Source organism: Clostridium beijerinckii, assembly GCF_008705175.1.
Classification (GTDB): Bacteria; Bacillota; Clostridia; order Clostridiales; family Clostridiaceae; genus Clostridium; species Clostridium beijerinckii.
Window position 1 is genome coordinate 5,875,001 of the sequence record NZ_CP043998.1, and the last position, 15,990, is coordinate 5,890,990.

17 protein-coding genes (1 of these 17 running past the window's edge) are annotated in these 15,990 nt (G+C 31.5%); 10 read left to right on the plus strand and 7 right to left on the minus strand.

Features of this window, described 5'->3' with window-relative positions:
* Both pdxS and F3K33_RS25850 read right to left on the minus strand, forming a co-directional pair.
* Nucleotides 1–622, minus strand: the 5' portion of a protein-coding gene (gene pdxS, locus F3K33_RS25845; protein ID WP_023976224.1) for a pyridoxal 5'-phosphate synthase lyase subunit PdxS. 248 nt of this gene lie to the left of the window's left edge; the window shows 622 of its 870 coding nt (coding positions 1–622); the start codon lies at nucleotides 620–622; its stop codon lies off the left edge, out of view.
* Nucleotides 623–891: 269 nt separating this feature from the next.
* On the minus strand, nucleotides 892–1,851 hold the full coding sequence (locus F3K33_RS25850) for a TRM11 family SAM-dependent methyltransferase (RefSeq protein ID WP_039769020.1): 960 nt from the start codon (nucleotides 1,849–1,851) through the stop codon (nucleotides 892–894).
* Nucleotides 1,852–2,286: 435 nt separating this feature from the next.
* On the opposite strand from F3K33_RS25850, the gene F3K33_RS25855 reads away from it, so the two are divergent.
* The 5 genes from F3K33_RS25855 to F3K33_RS25875 are packed head-to-tail and all read left to right on the plus strand — an operon-like array spanning nucleotide 2,287 to nucleotide 6,787.
* Nucleotides 2,287–3,441 (plus strand): ABC transporter substrate-binding protein, encoded by a 1,155-nt coding sequence (locus tag F3K33_RS25855; protein ID WP_039769021.1) that lies wholly within the window; start codon nucleotides 2,287–2,289, stop codon nucleotides 3,439–3,441.
* A 25-nt stretch (nucleotides 3,442–3,466) separates the two neighbouring features.
* The gene (locus tag F3K33_RS25860) at nucleotides 3,467–4,342 is read left to right on the plus strand and encodes a branched-chain amino acid ABC transporter permease (protein WP_012061192.1); all 876 of its coding nucleotides are present in this window, start codon (nucleotides 3,467–3,469) and stop codon (nucleotides 4,340–4,342) included.
* Nucleotides 4,343–4,351: 9 nt separating this feature from the next.
* Complete coding sequence (locus F3K33_RS25865; protein ID WP_023976227.1) at nucleotides 4,352–5,317, plus strand: branched-chain amino acid ABC transporter permease; 966 nt, start codon at nucleotides 4,352–4,354, stop codon at nucleotides 5,315–5,317.
* A 4-nt stretch (nucleotides 5,318–5,321) separates the two neighbouring features.
* Entirely contained in the window at nucleotides 5,322–6,080 is a 759-nt protein-coding gene (locus tag F3K33_RS25870) for an ABC transporter ATP-binding protein (protein WP_012061194.1), read from the plus strand.
* A gap of 2 nt (nucleotides 6,081–6,082) precedes the next feature.
* Nucleotides 6,083–6,787, plus strand: a complete 705-nt coding sequence (locus F3K33_RS25875; protein ID WP_012061195.1) for an ABC transporter ATP-binding protein — start codon at nucleotides 6,083–6,085, stop codon at nucleotides 6,785–6,787.
* Between the two features lie 9 nt (nucleotides 6,788–6,796).
* On the opposite strand, the gene F3K33_RS25880 is transcribed toward F3K33_RS25875, so the two are convergent.
* The 3 genes from F3K33_RS25880 to F3K33_RS27025 all read right to left on the minus strand — a co-directional run bounded on the left by F3K33_RS25880 (nucleotide 6,797) and on the right by F3K33_RS27025 (nucleotide 7,480).
* Nucleotides 6,797–7,045, minus strand: coding sequence for a hypothetical protein (locus F3K33_RS25880; RefSeq protein WP_023976228.1), 249 nt, complete (start codon nucleotides 7,043–7,045; stop codon nucleotides 6,797–6,799).
* 164 nt (nucleotides 7,046–7,209) lie between these two features.
* On the minus strand, nucleotides 7,210–7,386 hold the full coding sequence (locus F3K33_RS26585; protein ID WP_167514428.1) for a hypothetical protein: 177 nt from the start codon (nucleotides 7,384–7,386) through the stop codon (nucleotides 7,210–7,212).
* Nucleotides 7,355–7,480 carry a hypothetical protein gene (locus F3K33_RS27025; protein WP_023976230.1) on the minus strand — a complete coding sequence of 42 codons (126 nt, stop codon included), beginning with the start codon at nucleotides 7,478–7,480 and terminating at the stop codon, nucleotides 7,355–7,357. The genes F3K33_RS26585 and F3K33_RS27025 overlap by 32 nt, the downstream gene beginning before the upstream one ends.
* Nucleotides 7,481–7,773: 293 nt before the next feature.
* Between F3K33_RS27025 and F3K33_RS26590 the strand changes: the two genes are divergently transcribed.
* The 3 genes from F3K33_RS26590 to F3K33_RS25890 all read left to right on the plus strand — a co-directional run bounded on the left by F3K33_RS26590 (nucleotide 7,774) and on the right by F3K33_RS25890 (nucleotide 10,988).
* Nucleotides 7,774–7,923, plus strand: coding sequence for a hypothetical protein (locus F3K33_RS26590; RefSeq protein ID WP_023976231.1), 150 nt, complete (start codon nucleotides 7,774–7,776; stop codon nucleotides 7,921–7,923).
* A gap of 266 nt (nucleotides 7,924–8,189) precedes the next feature.
* Nucleotides 8,190–10,325, plus strand: a complete 2,136-nt coding sequence (locus tag F3K33_RS25885; protein ID WP_017209936.1) for a sodium-translocating pyrophosphatase — start codon at nucleotides 8,190–8,192, stop codon at nucleotides 10,323–10,325.
* Nucleotides 10,326–10,568: 243 nt separating this feature from the next.
* Nucleotides 10,569–10,988: a CGGC domain-containing protein gene (locus F3K33_RS25890; protein ID WP_023976232.1), complete on the plus strand. Its 420-nt coding sequence runs from the start codon at nucleotides 10,569–10,571 to the stop codon at nucleotides 10,986–10,988.
* Nucleotides 10,989–11,029: 41 nt separating this feature from the next.
* Here the strand turns inward: F3K33_RS25890 and F3K33_RS25895 are convergent, their stop codons facing one another.
* Nucleotides 11,030–11,920, minus strand: coding sequence for a DUF4474 domain-containing protein (locus F3K33_RS25895; protein WP_012061201.1), 891 nt, complete (start codon nucleotides 11,918–11,920; stop codon nucleotides 11,030–11,032).
* A 206-nt stretch (nucleotides 11,921–12,126) separates the two neighbouring features.
* Here F3K33_RS25895 and F3K33_RS25900 point away from each other — a divergent pair, with 206 nt between their 5' ends.
* Complete coding sequence (locus F3K33_RS25900) at nucleotides 12,127–12,540, plus strand: RrF2 family transcriptional regulator (protein WP_012061202.1); 414 nt, start codon at nucleotides 12,127–12,129, stop codon at nucleotides 12,538–12,540.
* A gap of 112 nt (nucleotides 12,541–12,652) precedes the next feature.
* Nucleotides 12,653–14,527, plus strand: coding sequence for an anaerobic carbon-monoxide dehydrogenase catalytic subunit (gene cooS, locus F3K33_RS25905; RefSeq protein WP_023976233.1), 1,875 nt, complete (start codon nucleotides 12,653–12,655; stop codon nucleotides 14,525–14,527).
* 259 nt (nucleotides 14,528–14,786) lie between these two features.
* Here cooS and F3K33_RS25910 read toward each other — a convergent pair whose 3' ends face one another.
* Nucleotides 14,787–15,986, minus strand: coding sequence for an FprA family A-type flavoprotein (locus tag F3K33_RS25910; protein ID WP_012061204.1), 1,200 nt, complete (start codon nucleotides 15,984–15,986; stop codon nucleotides 14,787–14,789).
* Between the last annotated feature and the right edge of the window lie 4 nt (nucleotides 15,987–15,990).

Genomic DNA, 15,990 nt, shown 5'->3' on the forward strand with positions numbered 1-15,990 from the left:
CAAAATTAACTACTGGAAGCTTACCATTTTCCCACACATATTTAACTAATTCATATGGTGCTCCATAATTTTTTGCTATAGTCATAAGTTCTTCTTTTGATGCTTTTTGTATCTCTTTAATTTGATCATTCATTGTTCTCATATGAGTAACAGCATTTACTACATCTCCAGTTCCTGCTTCTCCCTTGGTTCTTATCATCGATGCGCCTTCACCTATTCTTCTTAATGCCTCACCAATATTAGTTGCACCACATACAAATGGGACACTAAAATCTTCTTTATTTATATGATATTTATCATCTGCTGGTGTAAGCACTTCACTTTCATCTATAAAGTCAATATTTAATGCTTCCAAAATTTGCGCTTCTACAAAATGTCCTATTCTAACTTTAGCCATGACAGGAATTGAGACCGCCTCTTGTATCTCCCTTATCATTTTAGGATCCGACATTCTAGCTACTCCACCTTCCTTTCTTATGTCGGAAGGAACTCTTTCAAGCGCCATTACCGCACATGCCCCAGCTTTCTCTGCTATTATAGCTTCATCTTTATTAGTTACATCCATAATAACTCCACCTTTTAACATTTGAGCAAGATTTCTATTTATTGTCCCTCTTTCCATAATACATAAATCCCCCTTTTTTCTAAGTTACTCATATAATAAAATATGTATGGATACAAACGCAAATGTATCCATACAATAATTCTTAACTTAATTAGCTAATTCAAAATATAAGAATATAGTATTATGATGAAACAATAATCCGGAATTTGTTAATAAATAAGAATTAATGGCTAAAATACATAGACTAGGCTCCTAAAAATACCTTCAAAATAAGAATATTTTCAGAAATCAATCTAAAATTTTCTTCATATTAAATTTATAACTTTCTACTCACAAATATTTATATATCTCTTAAACTTACCTTTGCATACATATGATTTATCAACTATTTTAAAACCCGCATCAATAATACAATCATCCATCTCTTCAAATGTAACTATGACTAATCTAGTACTTATTCTGCGTGCACTTCTAATTAGAGATGTTTGTTCTTCTATGGTAGTTGGAGTAAACAGTCCATATGGTAAATCTATGATAGCAGTATCATATTTCTCTTCAATCTCATTCATATCTCCGTTAGTCACTACATTCTCATATCCGTAAAACTCCAAGTTCTTCTTTGCATTTTCTGCGATACTTTTATTAATCTCACATCCTACAACATCAATTCCCATTGAAAGCGCTTCAAGAATAACTGTTCCTACTCCACAACATGGGTCTATTAATTTGCATTCTAAATTGTTTTTAACTGCTATATTAACTAGTGCTCTAGCTACCTTAACGCTTAAAGAATTTGAATATGAATACGGCTTATTATCATGAATATGCCACTTATAATCGTTTTTCTCGTACATTCCAAATATCCATTTTCCACAAATTCGTGTAACTCCAAGGATAACTTTAGGATTGTGAATTTCAGGCTCTCCTGTTATTACAAATCCTATCTGGCTAAGACTTCTAAGACGTTCTTCATAATCTATATCACTATATTCTGTTCTTAAGTAACAGACCTTAAACTCGTTATAAGCTAGCTTATCTTTTATGATGTTGTCTATTATTTGTTCTAAAGAATCTTCTTCATATACTACTGAAATCATTTCTTTTATAAACGGACTCCTTGATGCACTAATATAAAAATCTGAAAACAAATACTTCTCACTTGGTGTTTTACCAAAAAGACATTTCATCTCTAACTTACATAAATCTTCTTCAAATACAGGATACTTAATATAGTAAAAATACTTTTTATAATTATTGCAATTTAATTTTATTATTTTTTTATTCAACCAATTCACCATCTTCACTTTAAATATAATCTAAGTATTAATATTATTCTTTTCAACAATAACTGTCTATATATATCAATAAATCAACCTTCTTACTTATTTAATATTATTTATAAATCACAATCTTAGTCTGCTATTATTCAAAAATTAGAATCATCCTTAAATCGAGAACATTTTGAAAACACTCACACTTTTTAAACCTATAACTTTACTCAACATAACATTATTTTTGATTAATTTATAAATCATGATAACGTTTTTATAATTATTTTATTATTTTTTATATAAAATATTAAATATCAATCTTGTAATAATTACTCCTATATGTTATTATATCAACAATATATGCGATAACTTTATAGCATTTTATCAAAGTATTATAAAATTAATTATTATTTTAATATTATTTTTTAAAGTTAAAAGGGGGATAAATATATGAAAAAAAGTTTACTATCAGGAATCTTAGCCTCTGCTATGGCTATTACTCTTCTTGCTGGTTGTAGCGGGAATTCAGCTGGAGGTGGAAATAACGGAGATATCATCAAAATCGGTGCTATTGGACCATTATCTGGTGCTGCATCTACTTATGGAGTTTCAGTAAAAGAAGGTGCTCAATTATTAGAAAAAGAAGTTAACGATGCAGGCGGAATCAATGGAAAAAAAATTAAATTTGTTTTTGAAGATGATCAAGCTGATCCGAACTCATCAATGCAAGCTTTCAATAAACTTGTTGATGATGAAAAGGTAAGCGCAATTTTAGGACCTGTTACATCAGGTGCAACACTTGCAGTAGCACCAAATGCTACATCAAAACAAATTCCAATGATTACTCCAACAGCTACAGAACCAACAATAACTAAAGTTGGTGGAGATTATATGTTTAGAGGCTGTTTTGTAGATTCATTCCAAGGAGAGGTTCTTGCAAAATATGCTAGTGAAAAATTAGGAAAGAAAACAGCTGCAGTTTTATATAACTCTGGATCAGATTATTCAAAAGGAATAGCCGATAGCTTTAAATCAAAATTTGAAAGTGCTGGTGGACAAGTTGGTGAATTCTTAACTTATAATGATAAAGATACTGACTTTAAGGCTCAATTAACAAAAATTAAGAGCTTAAATCCAGATATAATCGTATTACCTGATTACTATAATGTTGTTGGTCTTATTGCTAAACAAGCTAGAGATATGGGAATAACTTCTCAATTCCTTGGTGGAGACGGATGGGAGTCAGAAGAATTAGCTAAAATTGGTGGAAAAGCTGTAGATGGTGCATTATATATCAATCACTACTACTCTGGAGACTCAGATGAAAATGTAAAGAAATTTGTTGAATCATATAAAAAGGAATATAACAAAGAACCAGATTCTTTCGCTGCTCTTTCATATGACACATCTAAAATATTAGTTAAAGCAATAGAAAAGGCCGGAAAGACAGACGGTGCTGCCATTAAAGATGCTTTGGCTTCAATGGAAATGAACAGTGTTACTGGAAACATCAAATTTGGTAGTGATAGAAGCGCTATAAAGAGTGCTGCTATTATTAAAGTTGATGGAGATAAAAAAGTTTTAGCTGATAAAGTTAATCCTTAATCATTAAAAAAGGGAGGAATATACAATGGAATTTTTACAACAAATCATTAACGGTTTAGCGTTAGGTAGCGTATATGCCCTCCTAGCATTAGGATATACAATGGTATATGGAATAATACAGTTAATAAATTTTGCTCATGGTGAGATTTATATGATAGGAGCCTTTTCAGGCTTCTATTGTGCTTCAACATTAAAATTGCCATTAATTCCAACATTATTAGTTGCTATGGCAGTTTCAGCATTATCTGGAATAATTATAGAGAAAATTGCTTATAAGCCTTTAAGAAATTCTCCAAGAATTGCTTTGCTTATTACAGCTATTGGTGTTTCTTTATTCCTACAGAATGCTATGAGATTATTAGTTGGATCTAATCCAAAACCATTTCCGGATTTAATTAATGCTGGGAGTATTAATATAGGAACTATTCAAATTGATATAAAGACAATATTAATGTTTGGAGTTTCTGCTTTTCTAGTTGTTTTACTACAATTTATTGTTTATAAAACTAAAGTTGGAAAAGCCATGAGAGCCTCTTCTCAAGATATGGAAGCAGCTTCTCTTATGGGTATAAATGTTAATAATACTATTTCTCTTACTTTTGCAATAGGTTCAGCCTTAGCTGGTATAGCTGGAGTCTTAGTTGCAATATCTTACCCTAGTATCACTCCTTATATGGGAGCTATGCCTGGACTTAAAGCTTTTGTTGCTGCAGTACTTGGTGGAATTGGAAGTATACCTGGAGCCCTTGTTGGTGGAATTGCTATAGGATTACTTGAAACTTTTGCTAAAGCTTATATTTCAACTAACTTCTCAGATGCAATAGTATTTGCAATTTTAATTATAATACTTTTAATTAAGCCTTCTGGTCTATTAGGTAAAAAGACCAATGTGAAAGTGTAGGTGTTAATTATGAAGAATTTATTTAATAAAAAAAATATTTGTATAATTGTTGGAGTTTTAATAACATATGGAGTTCTATTTGGCTTAATAAGTGCAAATGTTATTAATTCATATTACAAAGGAATTATTACTTTCGCTTTAATAAATGTTATTTTAGCCGTATCCCTAAATTTAATTGTTGGATTTACTGGTCAATTATGTTTAGGACATGCTGGATTTATGTCCATAGGTGCATATGTATCAGCTATAATAACACAAAAAGCGCATATGCCGTTTGTTGCTTCAATACTTATTGGTGCTGTGGTTGCATGTATATTAGCGGCATTAGTTGGATATCCTACACTGAAGCTTACAGGTGACTATTTTGCAATAACAACCTTAGCCTTTTGCCAAATTATCCAAATAGTAATTATGAATATTGATACAGTTGGTGGCGCACGTGGACTTACCGGCATCCCAACAAAAACAACTTTTACAGTTGCTTTCATATTCATGATAGCTAGTATAGTCATAATAAAAAATATAATTAACTCGTCCCAGGGTAGAGCAATGCTTTCTATTCGTGAAAATGAAATAGCCGCTGAATCTATGGGAATCAATGCATTAAAATACAAAATGATGGCATTTGTTATAGCTGCCTTTTTTGCAGGGCTTGCTGGTGGACTTTATGCTCACTATTCTGGATATATAAAACCAGATCTTTTCGATTTTAACAAATCAATTGACTATCTAACTTTTGTTGTATTTGGTGGTATGGGATCTTTGTCTGGATCAATTATTTCAGCTATAATGCTGACTTTCTTACCAGAGCTTTTGAGAAGTATGGGCGATTTCAGAATGGTTATATATCCATTAGCTTTAATACTACTTATGATATTCAGACCTGAAGGATTATTCGGAGATAAAGAAATTTCTCTTAAAATCTTTGGTAAATTAATACCAAGGAAAAAATCAGATGATAGAGAGGAGGCTTAATTCAATGCTAGAAGTTCAAAATTTATCAATTGTATTCGGTGGATTAAAGGCAGTGTCAGATTTTAATCTAACAATAAATGAAAAAGAAATTGTCGGGCTTATTGGACCTAATGGCGCTGGTAAGACTACTGTATTTAACATGTTAACTGGTGTTTATACTCCAACTGAAGGTACTATATCTTATCTTGGAGAAAAGATTCAAGGTCTTAAACCCTATAATATTACACAAAAGAAAATAGCCAGAACTTTTCAAAATATACGTCTATTTTCTCATCTTTCTGTTCTTGATAATGTTAAAGTAAGTTTTAACTATAGAATAAATTATTCTATATTTGATTCCATCTTTAGAACTCCTAAATTTAGGAAAACAGAAGCTGAAATTATAGATAAAAGTATTGAACTATTAAAAGTCTTTTCTCTCGATGGAAAAAAAGATGAGTTAGCTAGCAATCTCCCTTATGGCGAACAAAGAAAACTTGAGATAGTAAGAGCCTTAGCTGCAAAGCCATCTCTTCTATTATTAGATGAACCTGCTGCTGGTATGAATCCTCAGGAAACTGTAGAACTTACCAAGCTTATAGATTGGATTAAAGATAAGTTTAATATATCAATTCTTTTAATTGAGCATGATATGAAACTTGTTATGGGAATCTGTGATAAAATAGCAGTCCTTGATTACGGAAAAAAGATTGCTGAAGGCACTCCAGAAGAAATAAAAAATAATCCTAAGGTAATTGAAGCTTATCTAGGAGAGGGGGCTTAAAAATGCTAAAGGTAGAAAATATTAATCTATATTATGGTGTAATTCATGCACTAAGGGACATTTCCCTTGAAGTAAAACAGGGTGAAATAGTGACATTAATAGGCGCCAACGGTGCTGGCAAAACTTCTACTCTTAGAGCTATATCAGGCCTTGAACCAATAAAATCTGGTACGGTCACTTTTAAGGGCTCTGAATTAAATAAGGTTGCAGCTAATAAAATAGTTTCTCTAGGTCTTTCCCATGTACCAGAAGGAAGAAGAGTTTTTCCTCAGCTATCGGTCTTAGAAAATCTAGAACTAGGTGCTTATTTAAGAAACGATAAAGCAGAAATTAAAAAAGACATGGAAATGGTATTTGCTAAGTTTCCAAGACTTAAGGAAAGAATAAAACAACAAGCTGGTACTCTTTCTGGTGGTGAACAGCAAATGCTTGCAATTGGAAGGGCTCTTATGAACAGACCTGAAATGCTTATATTAGATGAGCCTTCAATGGGGCTTGCACCTCTTGTGGTTAAAGATATTTTTGATACAATTGTTGAAATTAATAAATCAGGAACAACTATACTTTTAGTTGAGCAAAATGCAAATATGGCCCTTGCCATTGCACATAGAGCTTATGTTCTTGAAACCGGTAATATAGTAAAATCAGGTAATGCCCAAGTTCTTCTTAATGATGAAAGTATTAAGAGTGCATATCTTGGTGAATAACTATTCAAATTAAGTTACTATTAAAAAAAGACTGATGATCGAATCAGTCTTTTTCTTATAAGCATAAACAAAAATTCCAGCACCAATTATAATCCACAATAGAATTACTAATATATTATACGCAAAATTTATATTTAAAGGTTCATTAGTAAAAATTCTGCCTGGTAATACTTGCATGTTATAGTTAGGTAAAAATTTAGCTGCCATTCCGGCTATATTATTCATTTTTGCTAAAGTACCCGCTAAAAATATAACCATGAAAAACGGCATTCCTATGATTTCTGCACTAGCCTGATTTTCTGCTAAAATTCCTATTACCCATCCAGGTTATATAAACCATATAACTACTAATGTTGTTATAATAATAAAATGTCCTGTGTAAGGAATCTTCATTCCCATAATGAAGTATGTTAGCATATTAACTACTTATCTGCAATCTCTAGCAATGAGAACTTTAACATTATTTCTGTGTAATATCTCATATATTCTTCTACTGTAAATCTTTCATAAAAACCTTCAGCTCTAAATATAACACCAATATTTCCTTTGTTTTTATGAATATAATCGCTATGTTTTATTTGATCTATATATTTCACCACTACCAATTACTTCTTTATCTAATATAAGATCTATTAATGTATTACTAAACTCTCTATCTGCTTCACTGCTTACCAATCTTCCATTTTCAACCATAAGATTTATATCGTTTATGAAACTATTAGTTTGCTTTTTATATAAATTTTTTTATTTTCAACATTATAAATTATTCTTCTTGACTTATACATTCAGTTAATTAATATACATTCTAGTCAAATCATTACACTAGTTTGTAATGATAGCAATAGTAGGCTTCAACATTCCATAAATACCATAATGTAAAATTCAATTGAATTTCATATTATATTAAATTTTATAAACGACGAATAGATAATTTTATTAATGATAAACTAAATTTGTATAAATGAAATAAAAGGAGGTTATAATTCATGAGCTACGAAGAAAAAGAATCTCTAAAGAATGAGGCAAAAAAAATGATGATTGACGGAGAACATTGGAGTGCAATTAGAGAAAAAACTCATCTAAGACTAAAAGATTTACGAAGAATTCAAAGGGATGAAATAGATCCTAAGTTCTAAACTTAAAATTCATTACACTTAACAGTGATAGATAATACTATAAATTAAAATACTATGATTTTATTACTAACTACTAAGCAAGGTAATATATATTTTAGAGGTTTCTCCAAACTTTCTATAAATATATATTTACTTTGCTTATTTTATTATGCTTAAGCATAATATATATTATAGAAAAAGTTGAAAATTTTTGAATTTTCTGAATATTTTGTTGTATAATATATATGTATAACAAATTTATATAAAAAATAAAGGGGATGTTTTAAATGGTACCATATTTTATGCTTATTTATAGTGTTATAATTATTTCACTTATAGCAATCATTTATTTGGTCAGGTATACATTTTCTCAAGACAAAGGCACTAGCCAAATGCAAGAAATATCAACTTACATTAAGGAAGGTGCTATGGCATTCATTAAAAGACAATATAAAACCATCTTTGTTTTATCCATTGTTGCTTTATTTTTAATCATACTTTCTAACTATTTCGGCAATGCATCAAAAGGTCCAAGCTCTGCCATATCTATATCTTTACATACAGGTATAGCTTTTATAACAGGCGCATTCTGCTCAGCTTTATCTGGCTATATTGGTATGTATATGGCTGTTAATTCTAATGTAAGAGCTGCTGCTGGCGCAAAAAAGGGATTAAACAATGCTCTTCAAATAGCTCTTAAAGGTGGTGCTGTTACTGGACTAGCTGTTACTTCCCTATCTCTTTTAGGTGTAGCGTCCCTATTTCTTATCTATGGAGGTATTTCTGGAAACGATACTTTAATTAAAGAAGCCCCCTCTCTTATAGTTGGATTTGGGTTTGGTGCTTCCTTCGTCGCGTTATTTGCTCAACTTGGTGGAGGCATATATACAAAGGCTGCCGATGTTGGTGCTGATCTCGTCGGAAAGGTTGAAGCTGGTATCCCTGAAGATGACCCTAGAAATCCTGCTGTTATTGCTGATCTTGTTGGTGATAATGTAGGTGATTGTGCTGGTAGAGGTGCGGACTTATTCGAATCTACAGCCGCTGAGAATATAGGTGCTATGATTCTAGGCGTTGGACTTTACCCTATATTTGGATGGAAAGGAATACTATTTCCGCTTGTTGCTCGTGCCCTTGGTATCATCGCTTCAATAATAGGTATCTTTGCTGTTAAAGTTAAGAATGATAATGATGATCCTATGAAAGCTTTAAAAGGCGGATTTGTTATAACTTCCATAATTAATTTAGTAATATTATTTTTCGTAGTTAAAGATATGTTAAGTGGTTCACTTACAACTGGTGGGCAAGTAAACTATATCTATCTATATGGATGTGCGGTTGCTGGAATACTGCTTAGCTATGTATTTGTAGTTTTAACTGATTATTATACTTCAATAACGCATAAACCTGTTAAAGAGATAGCTACTGCTTCTAAAACTGGAGCTGGAACTAATATAATAACTGGATTATCAGTTGGTATGGAATCAACTGCACTTCCTGTTGTTTGTATATCTATTTGTATATTTATATCTTATAGATTAAGCGAAATGGCATTGCCTAATGTTGCAAATGCAGGTTTGTATGGTACAGCAATTGCAACCATGGGAATGCTTTCAACCTGCACATATATTCTTGCCATGGATACATTTGGTCCAATTACTGATAATGCTGGTGGAATTACAGAAATGTCCGGAGCTCCCGAAGAAATTAGAAATATAACTGATAGATTAGACGCATGCGGTAATACTACAAAAGCATTAACAAAGGGGTACGCCGTAGGTTCAGCTGCACTCGCTACTTTTCTATTATTCTCTGCATACCTAGATGAAGTTAAAAAACTTCTTGGAAAACCTTTAGATTCATGGTTTTCAGTTGATATAGGTAAACCTGAAGTATTTATAGGTGGCTTTATAGGCGCTATGATAGTATTTCTATTTAGCTCTACAGCTATTAGAGCTGTTGGTAAGGCTGCTCAATATGTAATACTTGAAGTTAGACAACAATTTAAAGAAATACCAGGAATAATGGAGGGAACATCAAAACCTGATTATGCTCGCTGTGTTGATATAGTTACAAAAGGTGCTCTAAAGGAGATGGTTCTTCCTGGAATCATAGTAATTTCTGCCCCTATAATCGTTGGAGTTCTTCTAGGAAAAGAAGCTGCTGCTGGATTCCTAATGATAACAACCATTTCTGGTGTTATAATGGCTCTCTTCTTAAATAATGGTGGTGGTGCATGGGACAATGCTAAGAAGCTTATAGAATTAGGAGAGCACGGTGGTAAAAATTCCGAAGCCCACAGAGCTAGTGTCGTCGGTGATACAGTTGGTGATCCATTTAAAGATACTGCTGGACCATCACTCCATGTACTTATAAAACTTGTAAGTACTTTAACTTTAGTATTTGTCGCATTATTCGCATAAATTAATATTATTTATTTATAAAAAGGATCTGTAGTAGATAATTTAACGCTGCATATCCTTTTTTTATAAATTTATTTAACTTTTTTTACCAATGTATAATGCTTTTATTTTGTTACTTATACTAAATTATATTTAATATCTTATATATACTTTTATTGAGATATAATTAATTATATAATTGTTCTATATACAACTTATATATACAGTTACTAATCATTTATTTAAAAAGGGGGATAAAATTTAATGGATGAAAAATATGTAGTTATTATCCAGTGCGACATTGCTCATAACCGTTGTAGTGGATTTGCCTGTACAAATGCCTTTTACAACAGAGATGACGTTTTTAAAAATTACAACGAATCAACCAGATATATTTCCTTTACCTGTGGAGGATGCTGCGGAAAAAGTATTGCTACTAAATTAGAACATCTCTCGAAAAAACTTAAGTTAAAAAATAACATAAATAAAGAAGATGTTGTGATACATTTATCATCTTGCATGACAAATGATAATTATCATTATGATAGATGTCCTCATCTAGATTATATTAAATCTATTGTATCCAAAAAAGGATATAATAAAGTTATAGAAGGTTCTTATATAAGTAAGAATGCTGAGAAAAAAAGAGCCAATGGCAGTTATAACTGCTATGACTCAATATAAACGTAAAGGCAGGATATATATTCTGCCTTCCTAATATTACGTTACTCAGTTTCAGTATTTTTCATGCTTCTCAAATATTTTCTCAATACTGCTTTATCTACTATTTCTGAATAGATTTCTGGTGCCTGTTTCTGAATTGCATTTATTTTATCTGTTAAATTACTATATACTCTAGTAATATCATTATATTTATCGCATAACAGTTTATTTTTCATTTGTATGATCTTATCAGTCTGCTCTGTCCTTGTAATAGGTTGAGTAGTGTGCGGTTTATCAAATGTTAAACCTACAGTATTTCCATTTACAATAAACTCCTTATTTTCTTCATATCCTATCTTTTTTATTGCTTCTACAAAGGAACTGCACATTTCTTCATCCTTTAAAGTAATATTTAAATACATCACTAATTCAGAAGGCTCTGAATATTCACCAAGTTTAAAGCCTGCTAACCACCAATGCTTATCATCTAACGCGAAAAGTGTTTTTCCATTCTTTTTTAGCGAAAGAGAGATTGTTAATCTATCTTCATCGCTAGCGCAATTATAAAACATATACTTATATACTTCTGGTAAGTTTAATATAGGCTTTTCGGCTGTATACACACCGACTTCACATCCAGTATTCAAATCGTATTGACCTTTCCATAATTCGATTAACCATATTCTATTATTATATTTAAAATAGATTGGTTCACAATCTACTATCATTCCAAAAGGTGCTGATGCTTCATCATACAATCTACTATATCCCATATTTCTTTGCCATGCATTCATATTACTATAAAATATATCTTGTACCGAATCATAATCATAACCAGCAATCTCTATTCCTTTATCTATTGGCTTTTCATATTTAATAATTCCCAATAAACTTTTATTCATATTTTTCAGTATACGAATTCCAGTAAGCATTGTTATAAAAGATCCAAACATAAGCCTCACCTCAAATAAATTGCTTTACTTATATAGTATTCCCTTTATAATCATTATGTTAAAAGACACTCATGAATTTTATTTTAATGTATATTATTATTCATTCTATTTAATTGCGATATCGCAATAACCTAAACATTGACAATTACAAAAAATTGTACTATGATAAATTATACCAAATGGGTATACTTTAAGGAGTAAATTTTATGAATATTAATCAAGAATCTGATTACGCATTTAGAATAATACTTATGCTATCCAAAGAAGGTTTAGATAACAAACTTGATGCAAAATCTCTATCTGAAAAAGGAAATATTCCTCTTAGATTTTTATTAAAACTAACTAGAAAGTTAACTCAAGCAGGAATATTAAAGTCTTATAGAGGTGTTAATGGTGGTTATGCTATAACTAGGGAGCCTAAAGATATAACCTTAAAAGATGTGGTTGAAGCTATACAAGGTCCAATTATTGTGACTAGATGTGTTTACGATGGCAAGGCTTGTAGTGCAAATAAAGCTGGTCACTGTTCTATACACAAGGCTTTATACAATATTCAAAATACAATGATAAATGAACTAGAAAAGGTTAACTTTGATAAACTAAAGAATGATCCATGGTAACTTTATACATGTAAATATAAGAGGCGAAAGCCTTTTATATTTGCTTAAAACTATACCTCTTTAGTATACTTTTGGTTAAATATTAAATATAAAATTAAAGGAGATGATCAATATGTCAATGTGCACATCAGCAGATTGTAAATTATGTGAATTTTTATCATCAAAAGAAGATCTAGAAACATCATTCAACAGAGTTGAAACACAAAAAGCAAAATGTAAATTCGGAAAAGAAGGAGTCTGTTGCAAACTCTGCTCGAATGGTCCATGTAAGATAACACCTAAATCACCTAAAGGTGTATGTGGTGCGGATGCTGATACTATCGTATCAAGAAACTTTTTAAGAGCGATAGCAGCAGGTTCCGCATGTTACCTTCACGTAGTGGAAACTACAGCAAGAAACCTTAAAGACATTGGTGAAGGAAAAGGTAATTTAAAAATAAAAAGCCCAGAAACATTGGATAAGCTTGCTGAAATCTTTGATATTGTTGAATCAGATATAAATGCCAAAGCAATTAAAGTAGCTGATGAAGTTCTTAGGGATTTATATAAACCAAGATTTGAAAAAATGGAATTGGTAGAAAAATTAGCTTATGCTCCAAGATATCATAAGTGGAAGGAATTAAATATTTTACCTGGCGGTGCAAAATCCGAAGTTTTTGATGCTCTAGTAAAAACTTCAACAAATCTAAATAGTGATCCTGTAGATATGCTGCTTAATTCACTTCAACTTGGAATTGCTACTGGAATATATGGTCTAGTGTTAACTAACCTTTTAAATGATGTTATGCTAGGTGCTCCAAAAATCAGACAAGCTAAAGTTGGCTTTAGAGTAATAGATGAGGATTATATCAACATAATGATTACAGGTCATCAGCATTCTGATATTGCACATCTTCAAGATAAATTAATTGATGAGAATGTCACAAAAAGAGCAATGAAATTAGGTGCAAAGGGCTTTAGATTAGTTGGCTGCACATGCGTAGGCCAAGATCTACAGTTAAGAGGAGAGCATTATACTGAAGTTTTTTCAGGCCATGCTGGAAATAATTATACAAGTGAAGCCGTACTCGCAACTGGTGCTATAGATTTAATTGTCTCAGAATTTAACTGTACAATACCAGGACTTGAACCTGTAGCTGAGAAATTTAATGTAAAAACTATCTGTATAGATGATGTTGCTAAGAAGAAAAATGCTGAATATATAAATTTTGATATGAGAAACGCTGAAGAAATTAGTGAAAAGATCATTTACGAAGCATTAGAAAGTTATAAGAACAGAAGAAATAACGTCACAATAGACATTCCTAAAGATCATGGACATGATGATGTTGTAACTGGTGTTAGTGAAGGATCTTTAAAAGAGTTCCTAGGTGGAAATTGGAGCGGTCTTATTGACTTAATAGCAAAAGGAAAAATCAAAGGGATAGCTGGTGTTGTAGGCTGTTCCAACTTAACAGCTAAAGGACATGATGTATTTACTGTTGAGCTAACTAAAGAATTAATAAAAAGAGATATTTTAGTTCTTTCAGCCGGATGTTCTTCTGGAGGCCTTGAAAATGTTGGTCTTATGTCTCCTGGAGCAGCTGATCTTGCAGGTGATAATCTAAGAGATGTGTGCAAATCCCTAGGCATTCCACCAGTATTAAACTTTGGTCCATGTCTAGCTATTGGAAGATTAGAAATGGTAGCAACTGAACTTGCTGAAAACTTGGGTATAGATATACCTCAACTTCCCCTTGTATTATCAGCACCACAATGGCTTGAAGAGCAAGCATTAGCCGATGCTGCATTTGGACTATCATTAGGTCTGCCACTACATGTTGCAATATCTCCTTTTATAGATGGAAGTGAAGTTGTCACTAAAGTTTTAAAAGAAGATTTAGTTAATATAACAGGCGGTAAGCTTATTGTTCAAGAAGATGTAATCAAAGCTGCTGATGAGTTAGAGGAGATTATCGAAAACAGAAGAATAGGATTAAACATATAAGAACCCATTAAATATAGGAAATAAGAAACTATATTTTTAATATCTATAATGAATCTGGATAATAACACATTCAGATTCATTTTTTTATTGAAATACATATTATGAATTAACTTCTTTATCCTATATAATTGATTTTTTAATAATATGTCTCAACATTATGAACCTTCAAGCTAATCTTAAGTGCTATTATCTTTATTATAATTTTAATCAACTCGTTATTATAATTTACGAGTTGATTAAAATTCATATCTTTTCTGTATTATTTCATTGATTCAATAATGCTATCAGCAATAGATTCCATTAAATCCTCATCGCTTTCTTTCATGCTAGAATTAATTGAAATTTCATTATCCAAAATAGTCATATCTTTCATTTCTTCTAATAATTCACGCATTAATTTACCTGATTGAGGCGCCCATGATCCATTTTCAATAATAGCAAAAGTACGTTTTTGAAGGTTTAATGCCTTCATATCCATTATATAGTCCAGCATTGGTGGATAAATCTTTAAATTATAAGTAACTGATGCTAACACAACGTGACTATATTTAAATGTTTCAGAAATCAGATACGAAACATGAGTTTTGGAAACATCATACATAACTACATTGGTAATCCCCTTTTTAACCAATCTTGTTGCTAACTCATTTGCTGCTGCCTCTGTATTACCATACATTGTTCCATAAACAATCATCACGCCCTTTTCCTCAGGTGTGTAGCTACTCCATTTATCGTACTTATCAAGTAAATATCCAAAATCATTACGCCATACTGGTCCATGTAACGGACAGATAATCTTAATATCTATAGTGCCTGCCTTTTTTAAAAGAGCCTGAACATGAGGCCCATATTTACCTACAATATTTGTGTAATACCTTCTAGCATCATCAATCCAATCACGATCAAAATTTACTTCATCGTTAAATAGCTTTCCATCTAATGCACCAAATGAACCAAAAGCATCAGCTGAGAACAGTACTCCATTTGTAGTATCATATGTTACCATAGCCTCTGGCCAATGTACCATAGGGGCAGAAACAAATACAACATTATGCTTTCCAAATGACATAGTATCTCCCTCTTTGACTTGTTCTACCTTATCTTCTATTTGGAAACCGAACTGATGCATAAATAAAAATGCCTTCTCAGTACATATTATCTTTACATTAGGATAGCGGATAACAATTTCTTCAATACACGCTGCATGATCAGGTTCCATATGGTTAATGACCATGTAATCTAAGTCTCTATCTCCTAAAACTCCCTTAATATTCTCAAGAAATTGTCTGCAAATTGACCAATCTACAGTATCAAATAGCACTGTCTTTTCATCTAAAAGTAAATAAGAATTATAAGAAACACCTCTTGGAATAGGATGAACATTTTCAAAAAGAGCTAGACGACGATCATTTCCCCCTATCCAATAAAGATCTTCAGTTACTTCTCTAACACAATACATAGCT

What these genes read in the sequence shown, in the direction of transcription:
- F3K33_RS25855 (WP_039769021.1), top strand. Translation starts at nt 2,287, where the DNA reads ATGAAAAAAAGTTTACTATCAGGAATCTTAGCCTCTGCTATGGCTATT.
- F3K33_RS25860 (WP_012061192.1), top strand. Translation starts at nt 3,467, where the DNA reads ATGGAATTTTTACAACAAATCATTAACGGTTTAGCGTTAGGTAGCGTA.
- F3K33_RS25865 (WP_023976227.1), top strand. Translation starts at nt 4,352, where the DNA reads ATGAAGAATTTATTTAATAAAAAAAATATTTGTATAATTGTTGGAGTT.
- F3K33_RS25870 (WP_012061194.1), top strand. Translation starts at nt 5,322, where the DNA reads ATGCTAGAAGTTCAAAATTTATCAATTGTATTCGGTGGATTAAAGGCA.
- F3K33_RS25875 (WP_012061195.1), top strand. Translation starts at nt 6,083, where the DNA reads ATGCTAAAGGTAGAAAATATTAATCTATATTATGGTGTAATTCATGCA.
- F3K33_RS25880 (WP_023976228.1), bottom strand. Translation starts at nt 7,045, where the DNA reads ATGGTTATATTTTTAGCGGGTACTTTAGCAAAAATGAATAATATAGCC.
- F3K33_RS27025 (WP_023976230.1), bottom strand. Translation starts at nt 7,480, where the DNA reads ATGGTTGAAAATGGAAGATTGGTAAGCAGTGAAGCAGATAGAGAGTTT.
- F3K33_RS26590 (WP_023976231.1), top strand. Translation starts at nt 7,774, where the DNA reads ATGAGCTACGAAGAAAAAGAATCTCTAAAGAATGAGGCAAAAAAAATG.
- F3K33_RS25885 (WP_017209936.1), top strand. Translation starts at nt 8,190, where the DNA reads ATGGTACCATATTTTATGCTTATTTATAGTGTTATAATTATTTCACTT.
- F3K33_RS25890 (WP_023976232.1), top strand. Translation starts at nt 10,569, where the DNA reads ATGGATGAAAAATATGTAGTTATTATCCAGTGCGACATTGCTCATAAC.
- F3K33_RS25895 (WP_012061201.1), bottom strand. Translation starts at nt 11,920, where the DNA reads ATGTTTGGATCTTTTATAACAATGCTTACTGGAATTCGTATACTGAAA.
- F3K33_RS25900 (WP_012061202.1), top strand. Translation starts at nt 12,127, where the DNA reads ATGAATATTAATCAAGAATCTGATTACGCATTTAGAATAATACTTATG.
- cooS (WP_023976233.1), top strand. Translation starts at nt 12,653, where the DNA reads ATGTCAATGTGCACATCAGCAGATTGTAAATTATGTGAATTTTTATCA.
- F3K33_RS25910 (WP_012061204.1), bottom strand. Translation starts at nt 15,986, where the DNA reads ATGTATTGTGTTAGAGAAGTAACTGAAGATCTTTATTGGATAGGGGGA.